Origin of the sequence: Streptomyces sp. NPDC018610 (genome assembly GCF_044391765.1) — a bacterium.
Lineage (GTDB): Bacteria > Actinomycetota > Actinomycetes > Streptomycetales > Streptomycetaceae > Streptomyces.
The window spans coordinates 34,644-54,536 of sequence record NZ_JBISAL010000005.1 but is presented as its reverse complement, the minus strand read 5'-3'; the positions used below and the strand labels follow the sequence as shown (position 1 = coordinate 54,536).

General features: G+C 73.6%; 17 protein-coding genes. 8 read left to right on the top strand and 9 right to left on the bottom strand.

All coding sequences use genetic code 11. The features are described 5' to 3' along the window. The first annotated feature begins 256 nt into the window (after positions 1-256). The gene (locus tag ACH5A8_RS14385) at positions 257-682 is read left to right on the top strand and encodes a DUF6328 family protein (RefSeq protein ID WP_399002380.1); all 426 of its coding nucleotides are present in this window, start codon (positions 257-259) and stop codon (positions 680-682) included. A gap of 84 nt (positions 683-766) precedes the next feature. On the opposite strand, the gene ACH5A8_RS14380 is transcribed toward ACH5A8_RS14385, so the two are convergent. From ACH5A8_RS14380 to ACH5A8_RS14355, 6 genes are all read right to left on the bottom strand, one after another. Further along, positions 767-1,192, bottom strand: a complete 426-nt coding sequence (locus ACH5A8_RS14380) for an SsgA family sporulation/cell division regulator (RefSeq protein WP_399001615.1) — start codon at positions 1,190-1,192, stop codon at positions 767-769. A gap of 180 nt (positions 1,193-1,372) precedes the next feature. Next, the gene (locus tag ACH5A8_RS14375; RefSeq protein WP_399001613.1) at positions 1,373-2,344 is read right to left on the bottom strand and encodes an LLM class F420-dependent oxidoreductase; all 972 of its coding nucleotides are present in this window, start codon (positions 2,342-2,344) and stop codon (positions 1,373-1,375) included. A 41-nt stretch (positions 2,345-2,385) separates the two neighbouring features. Next, on the bottom strand, positions 2,386-4,068 hold the full coding sequence (locus ACH5A8_RS14370) for a serine/threonine-protein kinase (protein ID WP_399001611.1): 1,683 nt from the start codon (positions 4,066-4,068) through the stop codon (positions 2,386-2,388). Between the two features lie 107 nt (positions 4,069-4,175). Then, positions 4,176-5,135, bottom strand: a complete 960-nt coding sequence (locus ACH5A8_RS14365) for a threonine/serine dehydratase (RefSeq protein WP_399001609.1) — start codon at positions 5,133-5,135, stop codon at positions 4,176-4,178. An 82-nt stretch (positions 5,136-5,217) separates the two neighbouring features. Then, complete coding sequence (locus tag ACH5A8_RS14360; protein ID WP_399001606.1) at positions 5,218-5,895, bottom strand: AIM24 family protein; 678 nt, start codon at positions 5,893-5,895, stop codon at positions 5,218-5,220. Between the two features lie 38 nt (positions 5,896-5,933). Further along, positions 5,934-7,247, bottom strand: a complete 1,314-nt coding sequence (locus ACH5A8_RS14355) for a serine hydrolase domain-containing protein (RefSeq protein WP_399001604.1) — start codon at positions 7,245-7,247, stop codon at positions 5,934-5,936. Positions 7,248-7,557: 310 nt separating this feature from the next. Between ACH5A8_RS14355 and ACH5A8_RS14350 the strand changes: the two genes are divergently transcribed. Together ACH5A8_RS14350 and ACH5A8_RS14345 are read left to right on the top strand one after the other, a co-directional pair. Further along, the gene (locus tag ACH5A8_RS14350; RefSeq protein ID WP_399001602.1) at positions 7,558-9,354 is read left to right on the top strand and encodes a M4 family metallopeptidase; all 1,797 of its coding nucleotides are present in this window, start codon (positions 7,558-7,560) and stop codon (positions 9,352-9,354) included. Between the two features lie 203 nt (positions 9,355-9,557). Further along, complete coding sequence (locus ACH5A8_RS14345) at positions 9,558-10,430, top strand: universal stress protein (RefSeq protein ID WP_399001600.1); 873 nt, start codon at positions 9,558-9,560, stop codon at positions 10,428-10,430. A gap of 13 nt (positions 10,431-10,443) precedes the next feature. On the opposite strand, the gene ACH5A8_RS14340 is transcribed toward ACH5A8_RS14345, so the two are convergent. The 3 genes from ACH5A8_RS14340 to ACH5A8_RS14330 all read right to left on the bottom strand — a co-directional run bounded on the left by ACH5A8_RS14340 (position 10,444) and on the right by ACH5A8_RS14330 (position 13,180). Beyond that, the gene (locus tag ACH5A8_RS14340) at positions 10,444-11,712 is read right to left on the bottom strand and encodes a DUF4032 domain-containing protein (protein ID WP_399001598.1); all 1,269 of its coding nucleotides are present in this window, start codon (positions 11,710-11,712) and stop codon (positions 10,444-10,446) included. A 9-nt stretch (positions 11,713-11,721) separates the two neighbouring features. Further along, entirely contained in the window at positions 11,722-12,468 is a 747-nt protein-coding gene (locus ACH5A8_RS14335) for an MBL fold metallo-hydrolase (protein WP_399001596.1), read from the bottom strand. Positions 12,469-12,547: 79 nt separating this feature from the next. After that, entirely contained in the window at positions 12,548-13,180 is a 633-nt protein-coding gene (locus ACH5A8_RS14330) for an alpha-ketoglutarate-dependent dioxygenase AlkB (RefSeq protein ID WP_399001594.1), read from the bottom strand. Between the two features lie 168 nt (positions 13,181-13,348). Between ACH5A8_RS14330 and ACH5A8_RS14325 the strand changes: the two genes are divergently transcribed. The 5 genes from ACH5A8_RS14325 (at position 13,349) to ACH5A8_RS14305 (ending at position 19,887) form a co-directional block, all read left to right on the top strand. Beyond that, positions 13,349-14,050, top strand: a complete 702-nt coding sequence (locus ACH5A8_RS14325; RefSeq protein ID WP_399001592.1) for a TetR/AcrR family transcriptional regulator — start codon at positions 13,349-13,351, stop codon at positions 14,048-14,050. Between the two features lie 17 nt (positions 14,051-14,067). Further along, positions 14,068-15,741, top strand: a complete 1,674-nt coding sequence (locus tag ACH5A8_RS14320; RefSeq protein ID WP_399001589.1) for an FAD-binding dehydrogenase — start codon at positions 14,068-14,070, stop codon at positions 15,739-15,741. 330 nt (positions 15,742-16,071) lie between these two features. Further along, positions 16,072-17,490 (top strand): M1 family metallopeptidase, encoded by a 1,419-nt coding sequence (locus ACH5A8_RS14315; protein WP_399002378.1) that lies wholly within the window; start codon positions 16,072-16,074, stop codon positions 17,488-17,490. A gap of 128 nt (positions 17,491-17,618) precedes the next feature. Continuing rightward, positions 17,619-18,068, top strand: a complete 450-nt coding sequence (locus ACH5A8_RS14310) for a DUF6098 family protein (RefSeq protein ID WP_399001587.1) — start codon at positions 17,619-17,621, stop codon at positions 18,066-18,068. A 172-nt stretch (positions 18,069-18,240) separates the two neighbouring features. After that, on the top strand, positions 18,241-19,887 hold the full coding sequence (locus tag ACH5A8_RS14305; protein WP_399001585.1) for an IS1182 family transposase: 1,647 nt from the start codon (positions 18,241-18,243) through the stop codon (positions 19,885-19,887). The last annotated feature ends 6 nt before the right edge of the window (positions 19,888-19,893 follow it).

Here is a 19,893-nt window from a genome sequence, read left to right as displayed (position 1 = left end):
ACCTCCTCGACTGGGCTGCCGTTCGTCACCGGACCGTGTAACCGGCCGCTGATCGCTCAAACAACGCACCGACCAGGCAGGATCCGCCGTCCTCGGGGAACCCGCGATGTCGGACGACCACGGACGACTCGGATGACCCGGACGACGAGGACGCGGGTGCGCGGAGGCGGGAGGCGGTGTGACGGTGGCGGCAGGCGGGCCGGGAGAGGCGCGACGGCGGGGGCGCGACGAGACGGAGGAGGAGCGGGCCGACCGCATGTGGGTGGAGCTCATCCAGGAGGTGCGGGTGGCCCAGACCGGCGTGCAGATCCTCTTCGGCTTCCTGCTCACCGTGGCCTTCCAGCCCAAGTACGAGAGCCTGAACGACACGAACCGGACCATCTACATCGTCACGGTCGTCCTGGGCGCCGCGGCGACCGGCGCGCTGATCGGGCCGGTCTCCCTGCACCGCCTCGTCTCCGGGCGGCGGGTGAAACCCCAGGCGGTGCGCTGGGCGTCGCGGCTGACCTTCGTCGGCCTGGTCCTGCTGCTGGCCACCATGGCCGCGGCGCTGCTGCTGATCCTCAGGGTGGCCACGCACGGCGGCCTCGTGCCCTGGCTGGTCGCGCTGGTGGTCGCCTGGTACCTGCTGTGCTGGTTCGTGCTGCCGCTGTGGACCCGGCGCCGCTACACGTCCCGCTGAGACCGCGCACGGGGCGCCCGAGGCCGGGCGGGGGCACCCGGCCGTTCGGCCCGGCCATGGACGCGCCCCCGCCGCCCGTCCCGGTCAGCTCCCCGCGATGACCTCCGCCAGGAAGTCGTCCACGCCGACCTGCTCCTCGCCCGGCGCCACCACCTCGCACGTCTCCCTGAGGAATTCCGTCACGGCCGGCGCCCACACGTACACCGCCGCGTGATGCCGGCCGCCGTCCGGGTGGACGTCGCCGAAGAACTCCATGCACAGCTCCTCCCACGGACCGGTCGTCACCGGGTGGAAGCGGACGTCGCCGAGGCCCACCCGGTGCGTCAGCCCCTCGCCGAGCATCTCCCGGTCCAGCTTCCACCGGGCGAGCACCCGCCCGTCGTGGCTGAAGACGGCCGTGACCGCGAACGGGTCCTCGGCGTCGTAACTCAGGTGCGCCAGCACGGGAAAGCGTTCCGTGCCGCCCGCCTGCAGCTGCACGACCAAGGACTTGTGCACGAAACAGTTCACGAGAAGGGCCCTCCGAGGACATCAGGACGTAGGGCCCTCTAGTACCCCCGGAACGCGCAAGATGCTCAGGCGACCGGGTGAATCGCGTCCCGCGCGCCCGCGCCCGCCCGCTCCCGCCCCCGCACGGTCCTTATCGGGCGGGCGGTGTCGCCCCGCCTCCGGCCCTGGTCCCGCCCCGGATCAGCCGAGGGCGTCCCGCAGCGCGGGCAGCAGGGTCTTCGCCGACCAGTCGAGGAACGGCTCCTGCGCGTCGCCGCCGATCTGCACCAGGGCGACCTCGGTGAATCCGGCGTCGGCGTAGGGACGGACGGCCTCGACGAAGGCCTCCGGGTCGTCGCCGCACGGGATCGACTCGGCGACGTCGTCGGGGGTGACGAACTGGGTGGCGGACTCGAACGCGTCCGGGTGCGGAAGCTCGGAGTTGACCTTCCAGCCGCTGCCGAACCAGCGGAACTGCGCGTGCGCCCGCTTGATCGCCGCGTCCCGGTCGGTGTCGTAGCACACCGGCAGCTGGCCCACCCGCGGCTTGCCCTCGCCGCCGTGCCGGTCGAAGGCCTCCACCAGCCCCGCCTTGGGCTCGGTGGCGATGACCAGGTCGGCGAGATGGCCCGCCAGCCTGCACGACTGCTCGCCGGAGACGGCGATGCCGATGGGCGGCGGCTGGTCCGGCAGGTCCCACAGCCGGGCCGACTCCACGTCGAAGTGCGCGCCGTGCCGGGTGACATGACCGCCGCCGAACAGCGCGCGGATGATCTCGACGGCCTCCTCCAGGCGTTCGTGGCGCACGTCGACGGAAGGCCAGCCGCCTCCCACCACGTGCTCGTTGAGGTTCTCGCCCGCGCCCAGGCCGAGGCGGAACCTGCCCTCGGACAGCAGCTGCACCGTCGCCGCCTTCTGCGCCACGACCGCCGGGTGGTAGCGGAAGGTCGGACAGGTCACGTACGTCATGAGCGGGATGCGCGAGGTGGCCTGGGCGGCCGCTCCGAGGACGCTCCACGCGTACGGCGCGTGTCCCTGCGAGCGCAGCCACGGGAAGTAGTGGTCCGAGATGACCGAGAAGTCGTAACCGACCTCCTCGGCCCGCACCACATGGCCCACCAGCTCACGGGGCCCGGCCTGCTCGGTCATCATCGTGTATCCGATTTGCACCATGCCGTCCGAGTCCCCGCCCGGCCGGGACGAAAACGGACGGCTCATCCAGCCGCCGGGCGGAACGTCCGAAGGAGGACGTCGAGGACCCGCCGGTTCGCGGCCGTCCCGAAGGCGTCGGCCGGGACGGTCCAGCGCAGCGAGAATCCGCGCCGTCCGCCGAGCAGGAGGCCACGTCCGAAGGTGCGCAGCGTCCGCCCGCCGGCGTCGGACAGCCACTCCATGTCGGCGGCCGGACGGCCCTGGTAGGCGGTGGCGCGTACCGTGCCGATCCGCCGGTACCCGGGCTGCCGTTCGAGGTCCGGTTCGACGTCGTCCCGCCACACGGCGACCGGGTCCGCGCCGAGGCGTTCGCTGTGCGTGACGGCGAGGGTGCGGGCGTCCCCGGCCGCCCCGAAGACGACGCGGTACCCCCGGTCGGCCGCGCGCGAGGTGCTCAGCCGCCGCCATCCGGCGGGCAGGGCGACCGAGAAGCCCTCGGGGGCGTCGTAGCGGCGGTAGCCGGCCGGCGGGACGGCCGCCGGCGCCGAGGGGGCCCCGGTGGGAGCCGCGGGCGACCGCGGGGCGCCGCCCGCCGTCCCGGCGCCGGGCGCGGCGGCGGTGGCGGTGCGGGAGGGCGGTGCGGCGGCGGTGCCCGACACGCCGGGGAGCCGATGGACCGCGGTCAGGCCGGCGAGGACGACGGCGACGACGGCCAGTACGGCGCCCGCGGCCAGGGGCCGGCGGCCGCGGAGCCGCCCCGCCCGCCGGAGCACCGGCGGGTACGCGCCCCGGCCGCGGAGCCGCCCCGCCCGCCGGAGCACCGGCGGGTACGCGCCCCGGCCGCGGGCCCGCCCCGCCCGCCGAAGCACCGACGCGTACGCGCCGGCCTCCCGCGGCCGTGCGTCGTCGTCCGCGATCGGCGCGGTGTTCTCGCTCAGCACCCGCACGAGCGCGTCGCGGGCCACGGGCCGGGGCAGCCGCTCCAGGCAGTCCTTGCGCAGCAGCCCCCGCACGACCGGGGTGAGCGGCCCCGCCCTGAGCGGGCCGCGCGGCGGGAGCCGCTCCACACCCCGCAGCGTCGCCTCGGGCCGGCCCCGGTCACGGAACGGCGGCCGCCCCTCGACCATGTGGTGGAGCAGGGCGCCGAGCGCCCACAGATCGGCGGCCGGCCCGAAACGCTCGCCGCGGGCCTGCTCCGGAGCGGCGTACGACGGCGCGGTGAGCCGCGCCGCACCGGTCGCGCCCGCGAGACCGAAGCCGGTCACCACCACATGGCCGCCGTCCCGGACGTACACCTGACCGGGGCCGAGTTCGCCGTGGGTGATGCCCTCGGCGTGCGCGCTCGCCAGCACGTCGAGCAGGCCCAGGCCGATACGGGCCGCCCGCAGGGGCGGCAACGGCCCCTCCTGGTCGAGGAGTTCACCGAGCGGAGTGCCGTCGACCCACTCGACGACCGTCCACAGCGCGTCCGCCCCCGCGCCGGCGTCGACGACCCGGGCGACCCGGCCCGGCCGCAGCAGTGCCATCGTCTCGGAGGCGCGCAGCACGCGTGCCGTGATCCGGCGGGCGTCCTTCGGTCCGGCGCCGGCCGGCAGCCCGGTCCTCGTCACCAGGCGGGGGCGCCGCGTGGTGCGGTCCTCGCCGTACCAGCAGACGTGGCCCTTGCTCCGGTGGAGAACCTCGACGAGCCGGTACCGCCCGGCGAACAGCTCGTGTGCCAACGCCTGTTCGTCGACCATGGTCATCCCTCGCCGGACCTCGGGCTGTCACCTTTCCCAGAGGTACGGGCGCGGGCGCCGGGTGCGTTCAGGACGACCGCCGCCGGTGTGGACGAGGACCGGCCGGCGCGGCCTCAGCGCCGGGCGAACCGCTCGGTCCAGGCCATGATGTCCGCGACCGTCGCGTTGCCCCCGCACACCACCAGCCCGAGCCGGGCGTCCGCACCGACCCGCTCGCGCACCCGGCGGGCGGCCGGCAGCAGACAGCCCGCGGCGGGCTCCGTCCACACCTTGGCGTGCTCGGCGAGGTCCAGACAGCCCCGCACGGCCTCCCGGTCGGGGACCACGAGCACCTCCTCGACCAGGGCGGCGGCGTGGTCGTAGGTCAGCTGGGACACGGAGGGAGCGCTCAGCGTGGTGACCACCGAGGAGAGCGCCACCGGCACCGGGCCGCCGGCCGTCAGCGCCCGGGACATGGCCTCGGCGCCCTCCGTCTCCACGCCCCACACCCGCACCCCGGGCCGCAGCGCGCGCAGGGCCGCGGCGACGCCCGCGATCAGTCCGCCGCCGCCGACGCTGACCAGCACGTCGGTCAGTTCGCCGGCGTCCCGGGCCAGCTCCAGGCCGACCGTGCCCTGTCCGGCGATCACGACCGGATCGTCGAAGGGGTGGACCAGGGTCAGCCCCTCGTCGCGCAGCCGGGCCGCCGTCGTGAACGCCTCGTCCATGCCGTCGGTCAGCCGCACCGACGCGCCCGTCTCCTCGGCGATCGCGATGGAGCGCGCCGGGGCCGTGCGCGGCATGACCACCGTGGCCTTCACGTCGAGGGCGGCGGCCATCACCGCGAGCGCGATCCCGTGGTTGCCGCCGCTGACCGCGACCACGCCCGCGGCGCGCTCCGCCGGGTCCAGCGACAGCAGCTTCGCCGTGGCGCCGCGCGCCTTGAACGAGCCGGTGCGCTGGAGCAGTTCCAGCTTCGCGGTCACCGGGACGCCGAGCAGCGCGGACAGGCCGGGGCTCGGCACCGTCGGGGTCCGCACGACGTGTCCGGCGATCCGCCCGGCCGCGGTTTCGATCTCCGAGATGCCGATCACGGCAGTTCACCCCTTCGGCGCGGGGCTGGGGATCCGCACCGTCTCGACCCTCACCCGGCAGGACCGCGCCGGTCAAGATCCCTCAGTGCTGCTGCGCCTTGTGCGGAGTGGCCTCGCTGGGCCGGACGACGACATGGCCCTCGCCGCGCAGCATCAGCTGCACCGCCTCGCCGGAGCCGCCGCGCAGCATCGAGCCGATCGACTGCGAGCGGTGCAGCGAGGTCTGCAGGCGGGCGGTCCAGCCGACGACGGCGTCGGTGTCGACGTACACCGGCTGCTCGGGGGTGACCGGTATGACGAGCGGGTTGCCGTCGCACACCAGGCCGAGCCGGCCCTGACCGGTGAACACGCTGTTGAACAGCCCGCCGCCCGCGATGCCCGAGCCCTTCACCGTCCTGATCTCGTACGCCAGCGACGCGTCGAAGCACAGGACGTTGCGGCCGTTCACGGTGAACTCGTCGCCCGCGCCGATCGCGACGACGAAGCAGTTCTGCGCCTCGTGCGCGAACCAGGCCTCGCCCCGCCCGCGCACCGCCATCAGCGGCAGGCCCTCACCGGTGACCGCGCGCTTGAGCATGCCGCCCACGCCCTGGCCCTTGCGCTCGAAGGCCAGGTCGCCGCGGAAGGCCACCATCGAGCCCTGCCGGGCGAACATCTCGCCATCCACCGCGTACTTCACGCACTTGGCGTTCTCGAGGTACATGCCCGGCGCGGTCGCGGGCCGTACGACGTGCTCACTGGAGAAAAGATCACTCTGCATCCGGGCATCCTGGCCCGGAGGACCGGCTTCCGCCAAGGTCACTGGGCGAAGTCGTCGGCTCCGGCCGGGTGGGAGGCGCCGGCGGCGGCGGGCGCCTCGGCCTGCTTGCCGCAGAACGCCGACTCCAGCGTGCCGAGCATCGTCTCCTGCACGGCCGCGTTGTTGGAGGTGTTGGCGAGCGCGGAGAGACTGCGTCGGCCGTCCTCGCTCGTGAAGGCGTAGGTGTAGAAGCCCTGCACGGCGCCCGTGTGCCCGTAGACCGAGACCCCGCACGACAGGTCGCGGCGGCGCAGCCCGAGCCCGTAGGCCTGACCGGTGCCCGCGGGCATCCACCGCCGCATCTGGGCGAGCTGGTCCGCCGGGAGCAGCCGGCCGCCCAGCAGGGCCGAGAAGAAGGTGTTCAGGTCGCGGGTGGAGGAGATCAGGGCGCCCGCGCTCTGCGCCCAGGACGCCGTCTGGTCGGTGGCGTCCACCAGGGCGGACTTCGCCGCGTCCGGGGTGAGGTAGCCGTGCGCGTGGCGGCCGGGGATCTTCGTGTCGGGGTGGACGTAGAAGGTGTCGGTCAGCTTCAGCGGCTCGATGATCCGGTTCTCGTACTCGGTGCGCACCGGATGGCCGGTCAGCTTCTCGATGAGCAGGCCGGCGACCACGAAGTTGGTGTTGGAGTAGGAGTAGGCGGTGCCGGGCGCGTGGGTGAGCGGGTGCCGCAGGGACCGGGCCACCAGGTCGCGGTAGGTGAAGACCTTGGTGCGCACGGCCTCGAAGCCGGGCACGGTCTCGGCGAACATGTCGTACGTGTAGTCGTACAGGCCGCTGCGGTGGCCGAGCACGTGCCGCACGGTGATCCGGTCGTCGGGCAGCAGGCCCGGCAGGTAGTGGTCCACGGAGGCGTCGAGCTTCAGCCGGCCCTCGGCGGCCAGTTGGAGCAGGACGACGGCGGAGAAGGTCTTGGTGACGCTGCCGATGCGGAACCGGTCGGCGCTCGCCATCGCCTCGCCGGCGCCGCGGTCGGCGAGCCCCTCGGTCGCGTGGTGGACCGTGGCGTGGTCGTCGTAGGCGGTGCGGTGGTCGTCGATCAGCGCCATCGCGCCGGGCGCGCCCTGGGCGACGGCGGTGCGCAGCACGCGCCCGAGGGCCGCCGGGTCCGGCGCCGGCAACGCGGCGGACTTGGCGGACGCGGCGGACTTGGCGGGCGCGGCGGGCTTGGCGGGCGCGGCGGGCTTGGCGGGCGCGGCGGACGGCGTCGGCGTGGCGGTGTCCGGACGGCGGTCCACCGCGTGGGCCGGTCCCGCGACCAGGGCCAGCGCCAGCGACCCGAGCACCGTGCTCCGGCACATCCTCCGTGAGGCCATAGGATTCCTCTCCCGTCTCCGTGCGCGCGTGGTCCGTGCGAGATCGATCACATGTGAGCCACGCAACCATCTCGCATCGCGTCACATCTCCACAGGCGACACACAGTTGGTCACCCATCGATCACCGAGTGGGACGGATTGGCAAAGGATTGTCATCGGGCGCACGGAATGGTCCATTCGTGCTTTACATGCCCATGACTGATCCATAAGTGTACGGTCCGGGGCCGTCCGGCCCCCGTGGCGCGACCGCGCCACGCGTCGGGGCGGCCGGCCTTCCCGGCCGCCTGCACGAACGAAGGAACTCCACAGAGTGCAAAGACCCCACATACGCAGCGTGGCGGTCGCCGTCGTCGCGACGACGGCCGTCACGGGCCTGGCCGGCCAGGCGCTGGCCGCCCCCGCCGCGGGGCCGAGCCGCACCGCGGCGTCGGCGAGCGCCTCCACCGCCCTGGTGGCGAGCGCCGCCCGCGCCGCCGCCTTCGCCCACGGGTCGGCGACCGGCGTCGTCCAGGGGGACGAACTGCGCGTCCAGGACGTCATGATCGACCCCGAGGGCGCGCGGCACGTCCGGTTCACCCGTACCCACCAGGGCATGCCCGTGCTCGGCGGCGACCTCGTCGTCCACCTGAGCCGGACGCTGGCCTACACCGGTGTCACCCGGGGCGCCGAGCACACCGTCGAGCCCGGCACCGCCAAGCCGAAGCTGACGGCCGCTCAGGCGGCGGCCAAGGCCGCCGCCGTCACCCAGGGCGACGCGAGCGGCGCCCAGCTCGTGGTGGACGCCCGGGACGGCGCCTCGGCCCTCGCCTATCAGGTCCGGGTCACCGACGCCGCCACCTCGGAGTCCACCGGCTCCCGGACCGTCGTCGTCGACGCCGTCACCGGCGCGGTGCGCAGCAACACCCCCGACAGCGACGAGTTCCTGTCGCCGAAGCTGCTCTCCGTCCTGCGTGGCAGCGGGCAGGTCATCGACCCGGCCACGTACAGCACGCCGCCGGCGGGATCGCTCGGCTCCATCGGCACCGCCGTGGCCAACACCTTCCCGAAGACGGTCACGGGCACCGGCTCGTCCCTGTTCGTGGGCAAGGTCTCGCTGACCACGACCCAGACGTCCAAGCCCTGGTTCCTGCTCAAGGACCCGACGCGCTACGGCACCGAGACCCGGGACGCCCAGAACACGGAGTCGGAGAGCTTCGCCAAGGGCAAGAAGATCGTCAGCAGCACCAACACCTGGGGCAACGGCGCGGTCTCCAGCCGCGTCAGCGCCGCCGTGGACGCGCAGTACGGCGTCACCAAGACGCTGGACTTCTACAGCAAGACCTTCGGGCGCAAGGGCATCGAGAACAACTCCAAGGGCGCCCAGGCCATGGTCCACTTCGGCAACCGGATCGCGAACGCGTTCTGGGACCCGACGTGCGGCTGCATGCTGTACGGCGACGGCGACGGGCAGACGTTCAAGAAGCCCCTGGTGGCGCTCGACGTCACCGGCCACGAGCTCACCCACGGCGTGGTGGACGCCACCGCCAAGCTGGAGCCCACCATGGTGGACGTCTACGGCAACCAGTACGGCGAGCCCGGGGCGCTGAACGAGTCGCTGGCCGACATCTTCGGCTCCAACGTCGAGTTCTACGCCAACAACGCGAAGAACCCGCCGAACTACCTCATCGGCGAGAAGCTGGGCCTGTCCCAGAAGTTCCTGCGCCGTCTCGACCACCCCTCCCTCGACAAGCTCGAGGGCACGGTCGACTACTGGTCGTCGGACACGTACTACACCGAGGTGCACGCCGGCTCCGGCGTCTCCTCGCACGCGTACTACCTGCTCGCCGAGGGCAGCGGCAAGAAGACGATCGGCGGCGTCGCCTACGACTCGCCGACGTACCACAGCCTCACGGTCAAGGGCATCGGCCGTACCAAGGCCACCGCCATCTTCTACCGGGCGCTGACCCGCTACATGGTCTCCTCGACCGACTTCCACGACGCGCGTGTCGCGACGCTGCAGGCGGCCAAGGACCTCTACGGCGCGAGCAGCACCGAGTACAAGACGGTGGACCAGGCCTGGGCCGCGGTCAACGTCACCGCCGCCAACACCCCGGCCGCCCGCAACTGACGGCCCGCCGGCCACGGTGACACGGATGCCCCGCCTCCGGGCGGGGCATCTCCGTGTCCGGCGCGGTGCGGCGCCGCCCGGACCGGCCGCCCGGACCGCCGTCCGGTACCCGACCACACCCGTGCCGGGTCCCGTCCACCGCATGCGGAAGACTGGGCGGGGAAGACCCACGGGCGGGACGGCGACACAGAGAGGCGGACGGCATGACGCGGCCGATCACGGCAGGGGTGGACGGATCCGAGGAGAGCCTCGCCGCGCTGGCGTGGGCGGGCCGGGAGGCCGAGCGGCGCGCCCTGCCGCTGCGCGTGGTGCAGGCCTGGCGCTTCGAGACGCACGACGCCTTCGACCTCGGCGACCGGGACGCCCAGCGGGAACGGGTGCGCGACCGGCTCGCCGACGCCGCCCGGACCCTCGCCGACCGCCACCCCCGGCTGACCGTCACGACCGACGCCGTGGAGGACGGCGCCGTCGACGCGCTCGTCGCCGCGGCCGCGGACGCCGAGGCGCTGGTCCTCGGCTCACGCGGCCGGGGCCCCCTCGTCGGGTTCCTCGTCGGTTCCGTCGGCCAGCAGGTGATCGCCGAGGCGACCCGGCCCGTCGTCCTGGTGCGCGCCGACGACGAGCCCGCCGCGGAGGCCGCCGGCCGGGAGGTCGTCGTCGGCCAGCACGGCGACCCGGAGGACAGCGCCGAGACCCTCCGGTTCGCCTTCGCGACCGCCGCCGCCCGCGGCGCCACCGTCCGGGCGGTGCGCGCCTGGACCCTGCCGCCGGTGTTCGCCTACAGCCCCGGCTCGCTCAAGCTCCTCGACGAGGCCGGCGGCCTGGAGCCGTATGAGAAGAAGGCGCTGGCCGAGGCGCTCAGGCCGTGGCGCGAGCGCTTCCCCGACGTGCCCGTCGTCGAGCACGTGGAGATGGGCAGCGCCGGCCAGGTCCTGCTGTCGACGGCCGGACACGCCCAGCTGCTGGTCGTGGGCCGCCGGGCGCGCCGTACGGCGGTGGGCGCGCGGATCGGCTCCGTCGCCTACGGCGTGCTGCACCACGCCGGCTGCCCGGTGGCCGTCGTCCCGCACACCTGACCGGCGCCCGCCCTCACTCCGGCTCCGGCGGCTCCAGCGTGTCGCGCGCCTTGGGCAGGATGCGGGCGACGTAGTCGGCGACGGCGGTGTCGAGGCCGATGTCGTGCTGCGCCCGCTCGGACAGGTACCAGCGGTGCTCCAGCAGCTGGTGGTAGAGCTCGGCCGCGTCCATGGCGCCGCGCAGCTCGCTGGGCACCGCCCGCACGGTCGGCCGGAACACGTCCCGCACCCAGCGGTGCGCCAGCACCTCCGGACGGGCGGCGTGGGAGTTCCCGGCGCCGAGCCGGGAGCCGGACGCGAGGCCGCCCGGGACGTAGTCGTCCTGGGTGGCCATCCAGCTCTCCAGGTCGGTCAGCAGCCGCCGCGCCTGGTTCTCCTCGGTGTCCAGCCCGGTCAGCCGCAACAGCTGCCGCTGGTGGTGGCCGGCGTCGACGACCTTCGGCACGAAGGTGACCGTGTCGCCGGTGGAGGACGACTCGATCTGCATCTCGGCGACGTCGAAACCGAGGTCGTTGAGCCGGCGTATCCGGCGCTCGATGTAGTGGTACTTGCCCGCCGGGTAGACCGAGGTGCGGGTCAGCTCCTGCCACAGCCCCCGGTAGCGGGCGCAGATCTCGGTGCCGAACTCGACCGGGTCCACGGACGGGTGCAGCGCCCCGGAGGCCTCCAGGTCGAGCAGTTCGCCGCTGATGTTCACCCGGGCGAGGTCCAGGTCGTACTCGCGCTGTCCGTCGCTCAGCCGGGGGTGCAGCTCGCCGGTCTCGGCGTCGACCAGATAGGCGGCGTACGCGCCCGCGTCGCGCCGGAAGAGCGTGTTGGACAGTGAGCAGTCGCCCCAGGCGAACCCGGCCAGGTGCAGCCGCACCAGCAGCACGGCCAGGGCGTCCATCAGCCGGTGCATGGTGGCCGGGCGCAGCGTGGTCTCGAACATCGAGCGGTACGGCATCGAGCCGCCCAGGTGCCGGGTGATCAGCACCGGTTCCAGCGGAGCGCCCGAGCGGTCGGTGCGGCCGGTGACCACGCCGAGCGCGTCCACCGCCGGGATGCCGAGCCGGTCCAGGTCGCGCAGGAGTTCGTACTCCCTGAGGGCCGGCCGCTCGGCGAGCTCCTTGACGGCGATCACCTCCTCGCCGGCGCGGGCGTAGCGCACGACGTGCCGGGAGATGCCGCGCGGCAGCGGCACGAGGTGTTCCTCGGGCCACTGTTCGAGCGGCGTCTCCCAGGGCAGGGCGAGCAGGAGGGCGGGGTGCTCCGGGTTGGTGGCGCTGATCTGCAAGGCCATGGCCGCACCCTAGAGTGCGTGCTCCCGGGCCCGTTGCGCGGCCCGGTCCATCGGGCCGCGGTGCACGGGTCCGTGGCCGGGCGCCAGCACGTCCGCGTCGAGCTCGGCGAGTATGTCCAACGAGGCCAGGGCCTGGGCCCGTTCGTGGTGGAACATGTCGGGCAGCAGCTGCGGCCCCTGGACGCGCGAGGTGGGGTGGCCGCTGACCAGGGCGTCGCCGGAGACGACCACGCCGGCCTGCGGCAGGTGGAAGACCGTGTGGCCCCGGGTGTGACCGGGGGTGTGCACCGGCACCGGCCGTCCCGGCAGGTCCAGCGGGCCCGCCGCCGGAAGCGGCTCCGGCTCGGCGACGGGCACGTGCGCGGTGCCGCCGACCCGCAGCGCGTGCACGGCCCAAGGCAGCACACCCGGCCGCCAGCCGTTGCGCAGCACCTGCCCGATGGTCACCTGATGCAGGAACTCCCTGCGCGCATGCGGCACTTCGGCCTCGTGCGCCCGCACGGGGGTGCCGTAGGCCTCGCGCAGGTACTGGGCGGAGCCCAGGTGGTCGTTGTGCGCGTGGGTGATCAGCACCGCCGCCACCGCCTGCGGAGAACCGCCCACCTCCGCCAGCGAGTCGAGCACCTGCCGCCGGTCGCCGGGGTAGCCGGTGTCGATGAGCGTGACCGCGTCGCCCTCGGTCAGGATCACCCAGTTGGTGTTGCTGCCGTGCACCAGGTAGGTGCCGTCGGCCACTTGCCGCACTCCCGCCCGCATCGCGTCTCCCCGCGTCCCGGTCCGCCGTCTGCCGCAGGACAGCAAACCAGACGACGGCACGTCGTGGACGGGGGAGGCATCAGCGCACGCCCGAGGGGCGGAACTGGATGCTGATGCGCGGCTCGGTCGCTCGCGTGCTCTTGGGCACGCAGTGCTCGAAGGTGCGCTGGCAGGAGCCGCCCATGACGATCAGGTCGCCGTGCCCGAGCGGGCGCCGCACCGTCGCCCCGCCGCCGTGCGCGGGGCGCAGCAGCAGGTCCCGGGGCGCTCCCACGGAGAGGATCGCGACCATGGTGTCCTCGCGCGCGCCGCGCCCGATCCGGTCGCCGTGCCAGGCGACGCTGTCCCGGCCGTCGCGGTAGTAGCACAGCCCGGCCGTGGTGAACGGCTCGCCCAGTTCGTCGCCGTAGTGCGCGGAGAGGGCGTCCCGGGCCTCGGCGAGCACCGGGTGGGGGAGCGGGGCGCCTGAGGCGTAGAAGGCGAGCAGGCGCGGGACGGCGACCACGTTGTCGTACATCTTGCGCTGCTCGGCCCGCCAGGGCACCTCGGCGGCCAGCTGTTCGAACAGGTCGTCGGCCCCGGTGAGCCAGCCGGGCAGGACGTCGATCCAGGCGCCCAGGCCGAGCCCGGTGCGTCGGAGACCGTCCAGGGGGCCGAGCCGGAGCTCGTCGGCCTGGTCGAAGAGGGAGCACTGGAGGTGGTGCGCGGTCATGGGTCCAGCCTACTCCTTAATCGAAAACGTGTTCCCTTTTGTTTCGTGGCCGTCGACGGGAGCCTCCGCCAGTCGGTCGCCGCCGTGTCGGCGGACCTCGAACCTCTTTCGATACACCGATGCATCGGATACGTTGACGTATCGAACGGCGGCGGACGGAGACCGGGCATGGCGGGCGAGGAGACGGAGCGGCGTGTCACCAAGCGCCGGGTGCGCACACGGGCGCGGCTGCTGGAGGCCGCGTTCGGCGTCTTCGCCGCCAAGGGATTCGGCCGGGTCTCGATCGAGGAGGTCTGCGAGGCCGCCGGGTACAGCAGGGGCGCCTTCTACTCCAACTTCGCCACTCTGGACGAGCTGTTCTTCGCCCTCTACCGGGACCGGGCCGGCCTGATCGCCGACCAGGTGGCCGGGGCGCTGGCCGCCGACGGACCGGACCTCGACGTGCCCGCGGCCGTGGACCGGGTCACCGAGGTGCTGCTGCTCGACCTGGACTGGCTCCTGGTCAAGACGGACTTCCTGGTGCACGCCGCCCGCGACGCGGCCGTCGCCGCGACGCTGCTGGAACACCGGGCCCACCTGCGCCGGGCGATCGCCGGCCGGCTCGCCCGCGCCCACCGCCACACCCCCCTGCCCCCCGTCCTCGGCGGCGCGGACGGCGCCGCCCACGCGGTCGTCGCCGCGTACGACGGGGTCACCGTCCAGCTGCTGCTGGACAAGGACGTCGACGCCGCCCGCGCCTGGCTGCGGCAGCTGCTCACCGCGTTGCTGGCCGGCGGCGCGCCCGCGCGCGCGGGACACGGCGAGCCCGCCCGGACGGGCCCCGCCGCCCCCGCGGCAGAGAACCTCACCACCCCCGCAGAAGAAGACTGAGGAAGGAGACGGTCGCCATGGACGCGGACGTCATCGTCGTCGGAGCCGGTCTGGCCGGTCTGGTCGCCGCGCACGAGCTGACCAGCCGGGGCCGCAGGGTCGCCCTGGTCGACCAGGAGAACGCCGCCAACCTCGGCGGGCAGGCCTACTGGTCCTTCGGCGGGCTGTTCCTCGTCGACTCGCCCGAGCAGCGCCGCCTGGGCGTCAAGGACTCCTTCGACCTGGCCTGGAACGACTGGCAGGGCAGCGCCGGCTTCGACCGGACCGAGGACGAGGACTCCTGGGCGGTGCGCTGGGCGCGCGCCTACGTCGAGTTCGCGGCCGGGGAGAAGCGGTCGTGGCTCGCCGGGCACGGCATCTCGCTGCTGCCCACCGTCGGCTGGGCCGAGCGCGGCGACCTCCGGGCGGACGGCCACGGCAACTCCGTACCCCGCTTCCACATCGCCTGGGGCACCGGAACCGGCGTCGTGGAGCCCTTCGCCGACTACGCCCGGCAGGCGGCGCGGGACGGGCTGCTCACCTTCCACCACCGCCACCGCGTGGACGAGCTGGTCGTCGAGGACGGCACGGCGCGCGGGGTGCGCGGCACCGTCCTCGCCCCGGACGACTCGCCCCGCGGGGTCGCCTCCAACCGGGACGCCGTCGGCGAGTTCGAACTCACCGCCCAGGCCGTGATCGTCACCTCCGGCGGCATCGGCGCCGACCACGACATCGTCCGCCGCTACTGGCCCGAGCGCCTGGGCACCCCGCCGGCCCGGATGGTCACGGGCGTCCCCGCCTACGTCGACGGCCGGATGCTGGACATCAGCGCCGGGGCCGGCGTACGGCTGGTCAACCGCGACCGCATGTGGCACTACACCGAGGGCATCCAGAACTGGAACCCGATCTGGCCCGGCCACGGCATCCGCATCCTGCCCGGGCCGTCCTCGATCTGGCTCGACGCCCTCGGCCGCCGGCTGCCCGACCCCTGCCTGCCCGGCTACGACACGCTCGGCACCCTCCGGCACCTGCGCACCACCGAGGACATCGCCCGGCACGACCACTCCTGGTTCGTGCTCACCCGGAAGATCGTCGAAAAGGAGTTCGCCCTGTCGGGCTCCGAGCAGAACCCCGACATCACCGCCAAGGACCGCAAGGCGGTGCTGCGCGACCGGCTGCTCGGCAAGGGCGCGCCCGGCCCCGTGCGGGACTTCCTGCGGCACGGCGCGGACTTCGTGATCGCCGACACCCTCGAACAGCTCGTCGAGAAGATGAACAAGCTCACCGACGAGCCGCTGCTCGACCCCGCCGGGGTACGCCGCCAGGTGGAGGCCCGCGACCTGCAGATGGCCAACCCCTACAGCAAGGACGCCCAGGTCCAGGGCATTCACAATGCCCGCCGCTACATCGGCGACCGGCTCGGCCGGGTCGCCGCCCCGCACCGCGTCCTCGACCCGGCGGCGGGCCCGCTCATCGGCGTCAAGCTGCACATCCTGACCCGCAAGACCCTCGGCGGCATCCAGACCGACCTCGACTCGCGCGCCCTCGGGATGGACGGCCGGCCCGTGGAGGGTCTGTACGCGGCCGGCGAGGTGGCCGGCTTCGGCGGCGGCGGCGTCCACGGCTACAACGCCCTGGAGGGCACCTTCCTCGGCGGATGCCTCTTCTCGGGCCGGGCGGCCGGCCGCGCCGCCGCCGAGCAGACGGCCTGACCAAGCGGCCCGCCCCTCGGCGAAGGGCCGCTCCAGCGGCGTCGCGGTGCCAGGTGACACGACATCAGGGCCGTCGCGCGACGGACCGGTTCGGCGGACGAGGCGGTGCGGGGTCGCGCGCGGACCGGGCGTCGGCCCACCTCCGGCGGCCGTGAGGCTCGACGCGGTACGACGTGTCGCGGAAACTCCGCCGATCCGCGGCGGGACAGCCCCTAGTCTGTGGGGCGTTGATCGCGCGCCATCCCCCCGAAACTCCTAGGAGAGCACGTGACGCCACCCCCCGAGCGGCCCGCCGGAGCCGGACGCAGCGCGGTCCCGCGCCGTGATGCCGTGGCCGCCACCGTTCCCGTCGCCCTCGCGGCCCTGCTGGCGGCCGGCGGCCCCGCGGCGGCGGGCCCCGCCCACGCCCCCGCCGGTCACACGGCCCCCGGCCACGCCGCGGCCCGCACCACCGGCTCCGTCGGCGCGGGCGACCCCTACTTCCCGCTCGCCGGCAACGGCGGCTACCACGTCGAGCACTACGACCTGACGCTCGGCTACGACCCGGACAGCGGCCACCTCGACGGCACCGCGGTGCTCACCGCCCGCGCCACGCAGCGCCTGGCCAGGTTCGACCTCGACCTCAAGGGCCTCGACGTCACCCGGCTCACCGTCGACGGCGCCCCGGCCGTCTTCCGGCGCGACGGCCAGGAACTCGTCGTCACCCCGCGCACCACCCTGCCCAAGGGCCACCGCTTCCGCGTCACCGTCGCCTACGACGGAACACCCGAAGCGGTCACCGACCCGGACGGCTCCGACGACGGCTGGATCCCCACCGACGACGGGGCCTTCGTCGCCGGGGAGCCGCAGGGCGCCATGACCTGGTTCCCGGCCAACAACCACCCGACGGACAAGTCGTCGTACGACTTCACCATCACCGTCCCCCAGGGGCACACCGCGGTCGCCAACGGCCTCTACCTCGGCAGCCGCACCGCCGCCGGCCGCACCACCTTCCGCTGGCGCCAGCCGGAGCCGATGGCCGCCTACCTCGCCACCGCCACCGTGGGCGAGTTCCAGGTCGAGCGGTACACCACCCGCGACGGTCTCGAGGTCTACAACGCCGTCGACCCGCGCGAGGCCGCCGACGCCGCCTCCGTCCTGAAGAAGCTGCCCTCGGTGCTGGAGTGGGAGAGCAAGCTGTTCGGGCCCTACCCCTTCCGGGCCGCCGGGGCCGTCGTCGACCACGCCCGGTCCGTCGGATACGCGCTGGAGACGCAGGGCAGGCCGCTGTACGACTCCGCGCCGAGCCTGAGCACGCTCGTCCACGAGAGCGCCCACCAGTGGTTCGGCGACTCCGTCTCCGTCACCCGCTGGAAGGACATCTGGCTCAACGAGGGCTTCGCGACCTACGCGGAGTGGCTCTACACCGAGCAGCACGGCGGCCGCAGCGCCCAGGACCGCTTCGACGCGCTGTACGAGAGCCCGGCCGGCGACGAGCTGTGGGAGTTCCCGCCCGGCGACCCGGGCAGCGGCGGCAACATCTTCGCGAGCCCCGTCTACAACCGCGGCGCCATGGCGCTGCACGAACTGCGCCGGGCCGTCGGCGACCCGGCGTTCTTCAGGATCCTGCGCGACTGGGCCGCCGGCCACCGCCACGGCAACGGGACCACCGCCCAGTTCACCGCCCTGGCCGAGAAGGTATCCGGCAAGGACCTGGACCGGCTGTTCCACACCTGGCTGTTCACGAAGGGCAGGCCGGACACGCCATGAGCGTCCGGCGGCGCCGCGCCCGCACCGCGGGACGGTGCCGCCGCGCCGCCGGAACAAGTCGTCCCGGACCGATTCCGGCTGCTCCGGGCGGGTACCCCGAGCGCCTGAGGCGAGAGGGAGGTCATGAGATGAGCGCACCGGACGACCTGCCGGTCGTGCGTTCGCTGGCCGAACTCGCCGGCCTCGTCGGGCGCCACCGGGGCCTGTACGTCCGCTGGTCGCGGGGACCGGGCACCGACCTGGGCGCCACGTCCAGCACCGACGAGCTCACGGGCGTGGCGATGCCGGGGCTGTCGGCCAACCCGCTCGACGTGGAGAAGTGGTGGCAGGACCGTTCCGTGCCGCTGTGGGTGGCGCGCCGGCTCCACGACTACGCGCACCTGCCCCACGACAAGGGGCCCGGCGTGCGCCCCTGGGTCCTCAGAGGCCACGAGACGGGCCGGGGCCCGGACAATGAGCCGCTGGTCGTCGACGTGGAACCGATGTGCTGGATCGACTCCGCCGTCATCGAGGAGGCCCGCACGGAGGTGTCCCGCCAGGAGGCCCGGTGGGGGACCCTGCGCCGCTCGGGCCGCTGAGTCCCCTGTCGTTCCGTCCGCCTCCCGGAGCCCGCGCACGGGCCCGCCGCCCACACGTCGGGGCCCCGCCCGGTCCTCCGGGCGCTGTTGGTAAATGCGGGGCCTGCGTGACGACGGCCTGTACTACCCCGTTGGGGGTGTGCAGGCCGTCGTCGTGTTTTGGGGTGGGTTCGTGTCGTTGCGTGGGGTGGAGCTGGCGGAGATCCCGGAGGAGACCGTGCGGCTGGCGCGTGCGGTGTTCCCGAAGGGCTGTCTGGCGATGCGGATGCGGGACGCGCTCGGGCCGGTCTTCGCCGACGCACAGTTCGAGGAGTTGTTCCCGGTGCGAGGGCGGCCGGCGGTGTCGCCGGCGCGCTTGGCGCTGGTGTCGGTGCTGCAGTTCGCGGAGGGGCTGACCGACCGGCAGGCCGCGCACGCGGTCCGCTCACGTCTCGACTGGAAGTACGCCCTCTCGCTGGAGCTGGCCGACACCGGGTTCGACTTCTCCGTACTCAGCGAGTTCCGCGCCCGGCTGGCCGAGGCGGATGCAGACCGGGCGGTGTTCGATGCCGTGCTGCGGGCGGCCGGCAAGGTGGGGCTGGTCAAGGCGGGCAGGCGGCAACGCACAGACGCCACTCATGTCCTGGCAGCGACCAGGGACCTGAGCCGGCTGGAGTTCGTGGTCGAGACGCTGCGTGCGGCGCTGAACCAGGTTGCAGAGACGGCCGGTGAGTGGCTGGCCATGGTGGCGGCACCGGAGTGGTTCGACTGCTACTCGGCCCGGCCCGAGGACAGCCGTTTCCCTTCCCGGTGGGCCGCTCGTGTCGAGCACGGTGACCAGTGCGGGGCCGACGGCACGGTGCTGCTTCAGGCCGTCTGGTCCCCCGAGGCTCCGCCCGGCCTGCGGGCTCTGCCCGCAGTGGAGCTCCTGCGTCAGACCTGGGTGCAGCAGTTCCACCACGTCGACGGTGTGGTGCGTTGGCGTGAGCCGAAGAACACCCCGCCCGGCCTGATCCGCTTACGCACCCCGCACGAGCCCGAGGCGAGAACCGGGGCGAAGCGGGATCTGGGCTGGTCCGGCTACAAGGTCCACCTCAGCGAGACCTGCGAGCCCGACGCCCCGCACCTGATCACCCACATCCACACCACCCAGGCACCGGTCACCGACGATGCCGTGCTGAAGGGCATCCACACCGCCCTGGCCGAACGCGGACTCGCGCCGGACGAGCACCTGGTGGACGCCGGATACGTTGATGCCGAGCAGGTCCACCACGCCCGCCGCGATCACGGCATTGAGCTCATCGGCCCGGTCGGGAAAGTGACCAACCGGAAGCAGGTCACAGGAGACTTCTTCGACAACACACGCTTCACCGTCGACTGGGACCAGTCCACCGTCACCTGCCCGGGCGGCAGGACCAACACGGTCTGGAGTGCCACCCACAGCCACCGGGGCACTCCCGTCACCCGCGTCCGCTTCTCCCCACGAGACTGCGGCCCGTGCCCACTGCGGGCCGATTGCACCGACTCCCGGCATGGCCGCTCCCTTACCTTCCGGCCGAGGGAAGAGCACGAGATCCTTCAGCAGGCCCGACCCGAGCAGGACACCGACCACTGGCGACGACGCTACAGACACCGCGCCGGCGTCGAGGGCACCATCTCACAAGGCGTCCAGGCTTTCGGCCTGCGCAGATCCCGCTACCGCGGCCTTGCCAAGACCCGGCTGCAACACCACTTCACCGGCGCCGCCGTCAACCTCGCCCGCCTCGATGCTTGGCTCACCGGCAGACCCCTCGCCCGCACCCGCGTCTCACCCTTCGCAGCACTCCGCCCCGCTGGATGAGATCCA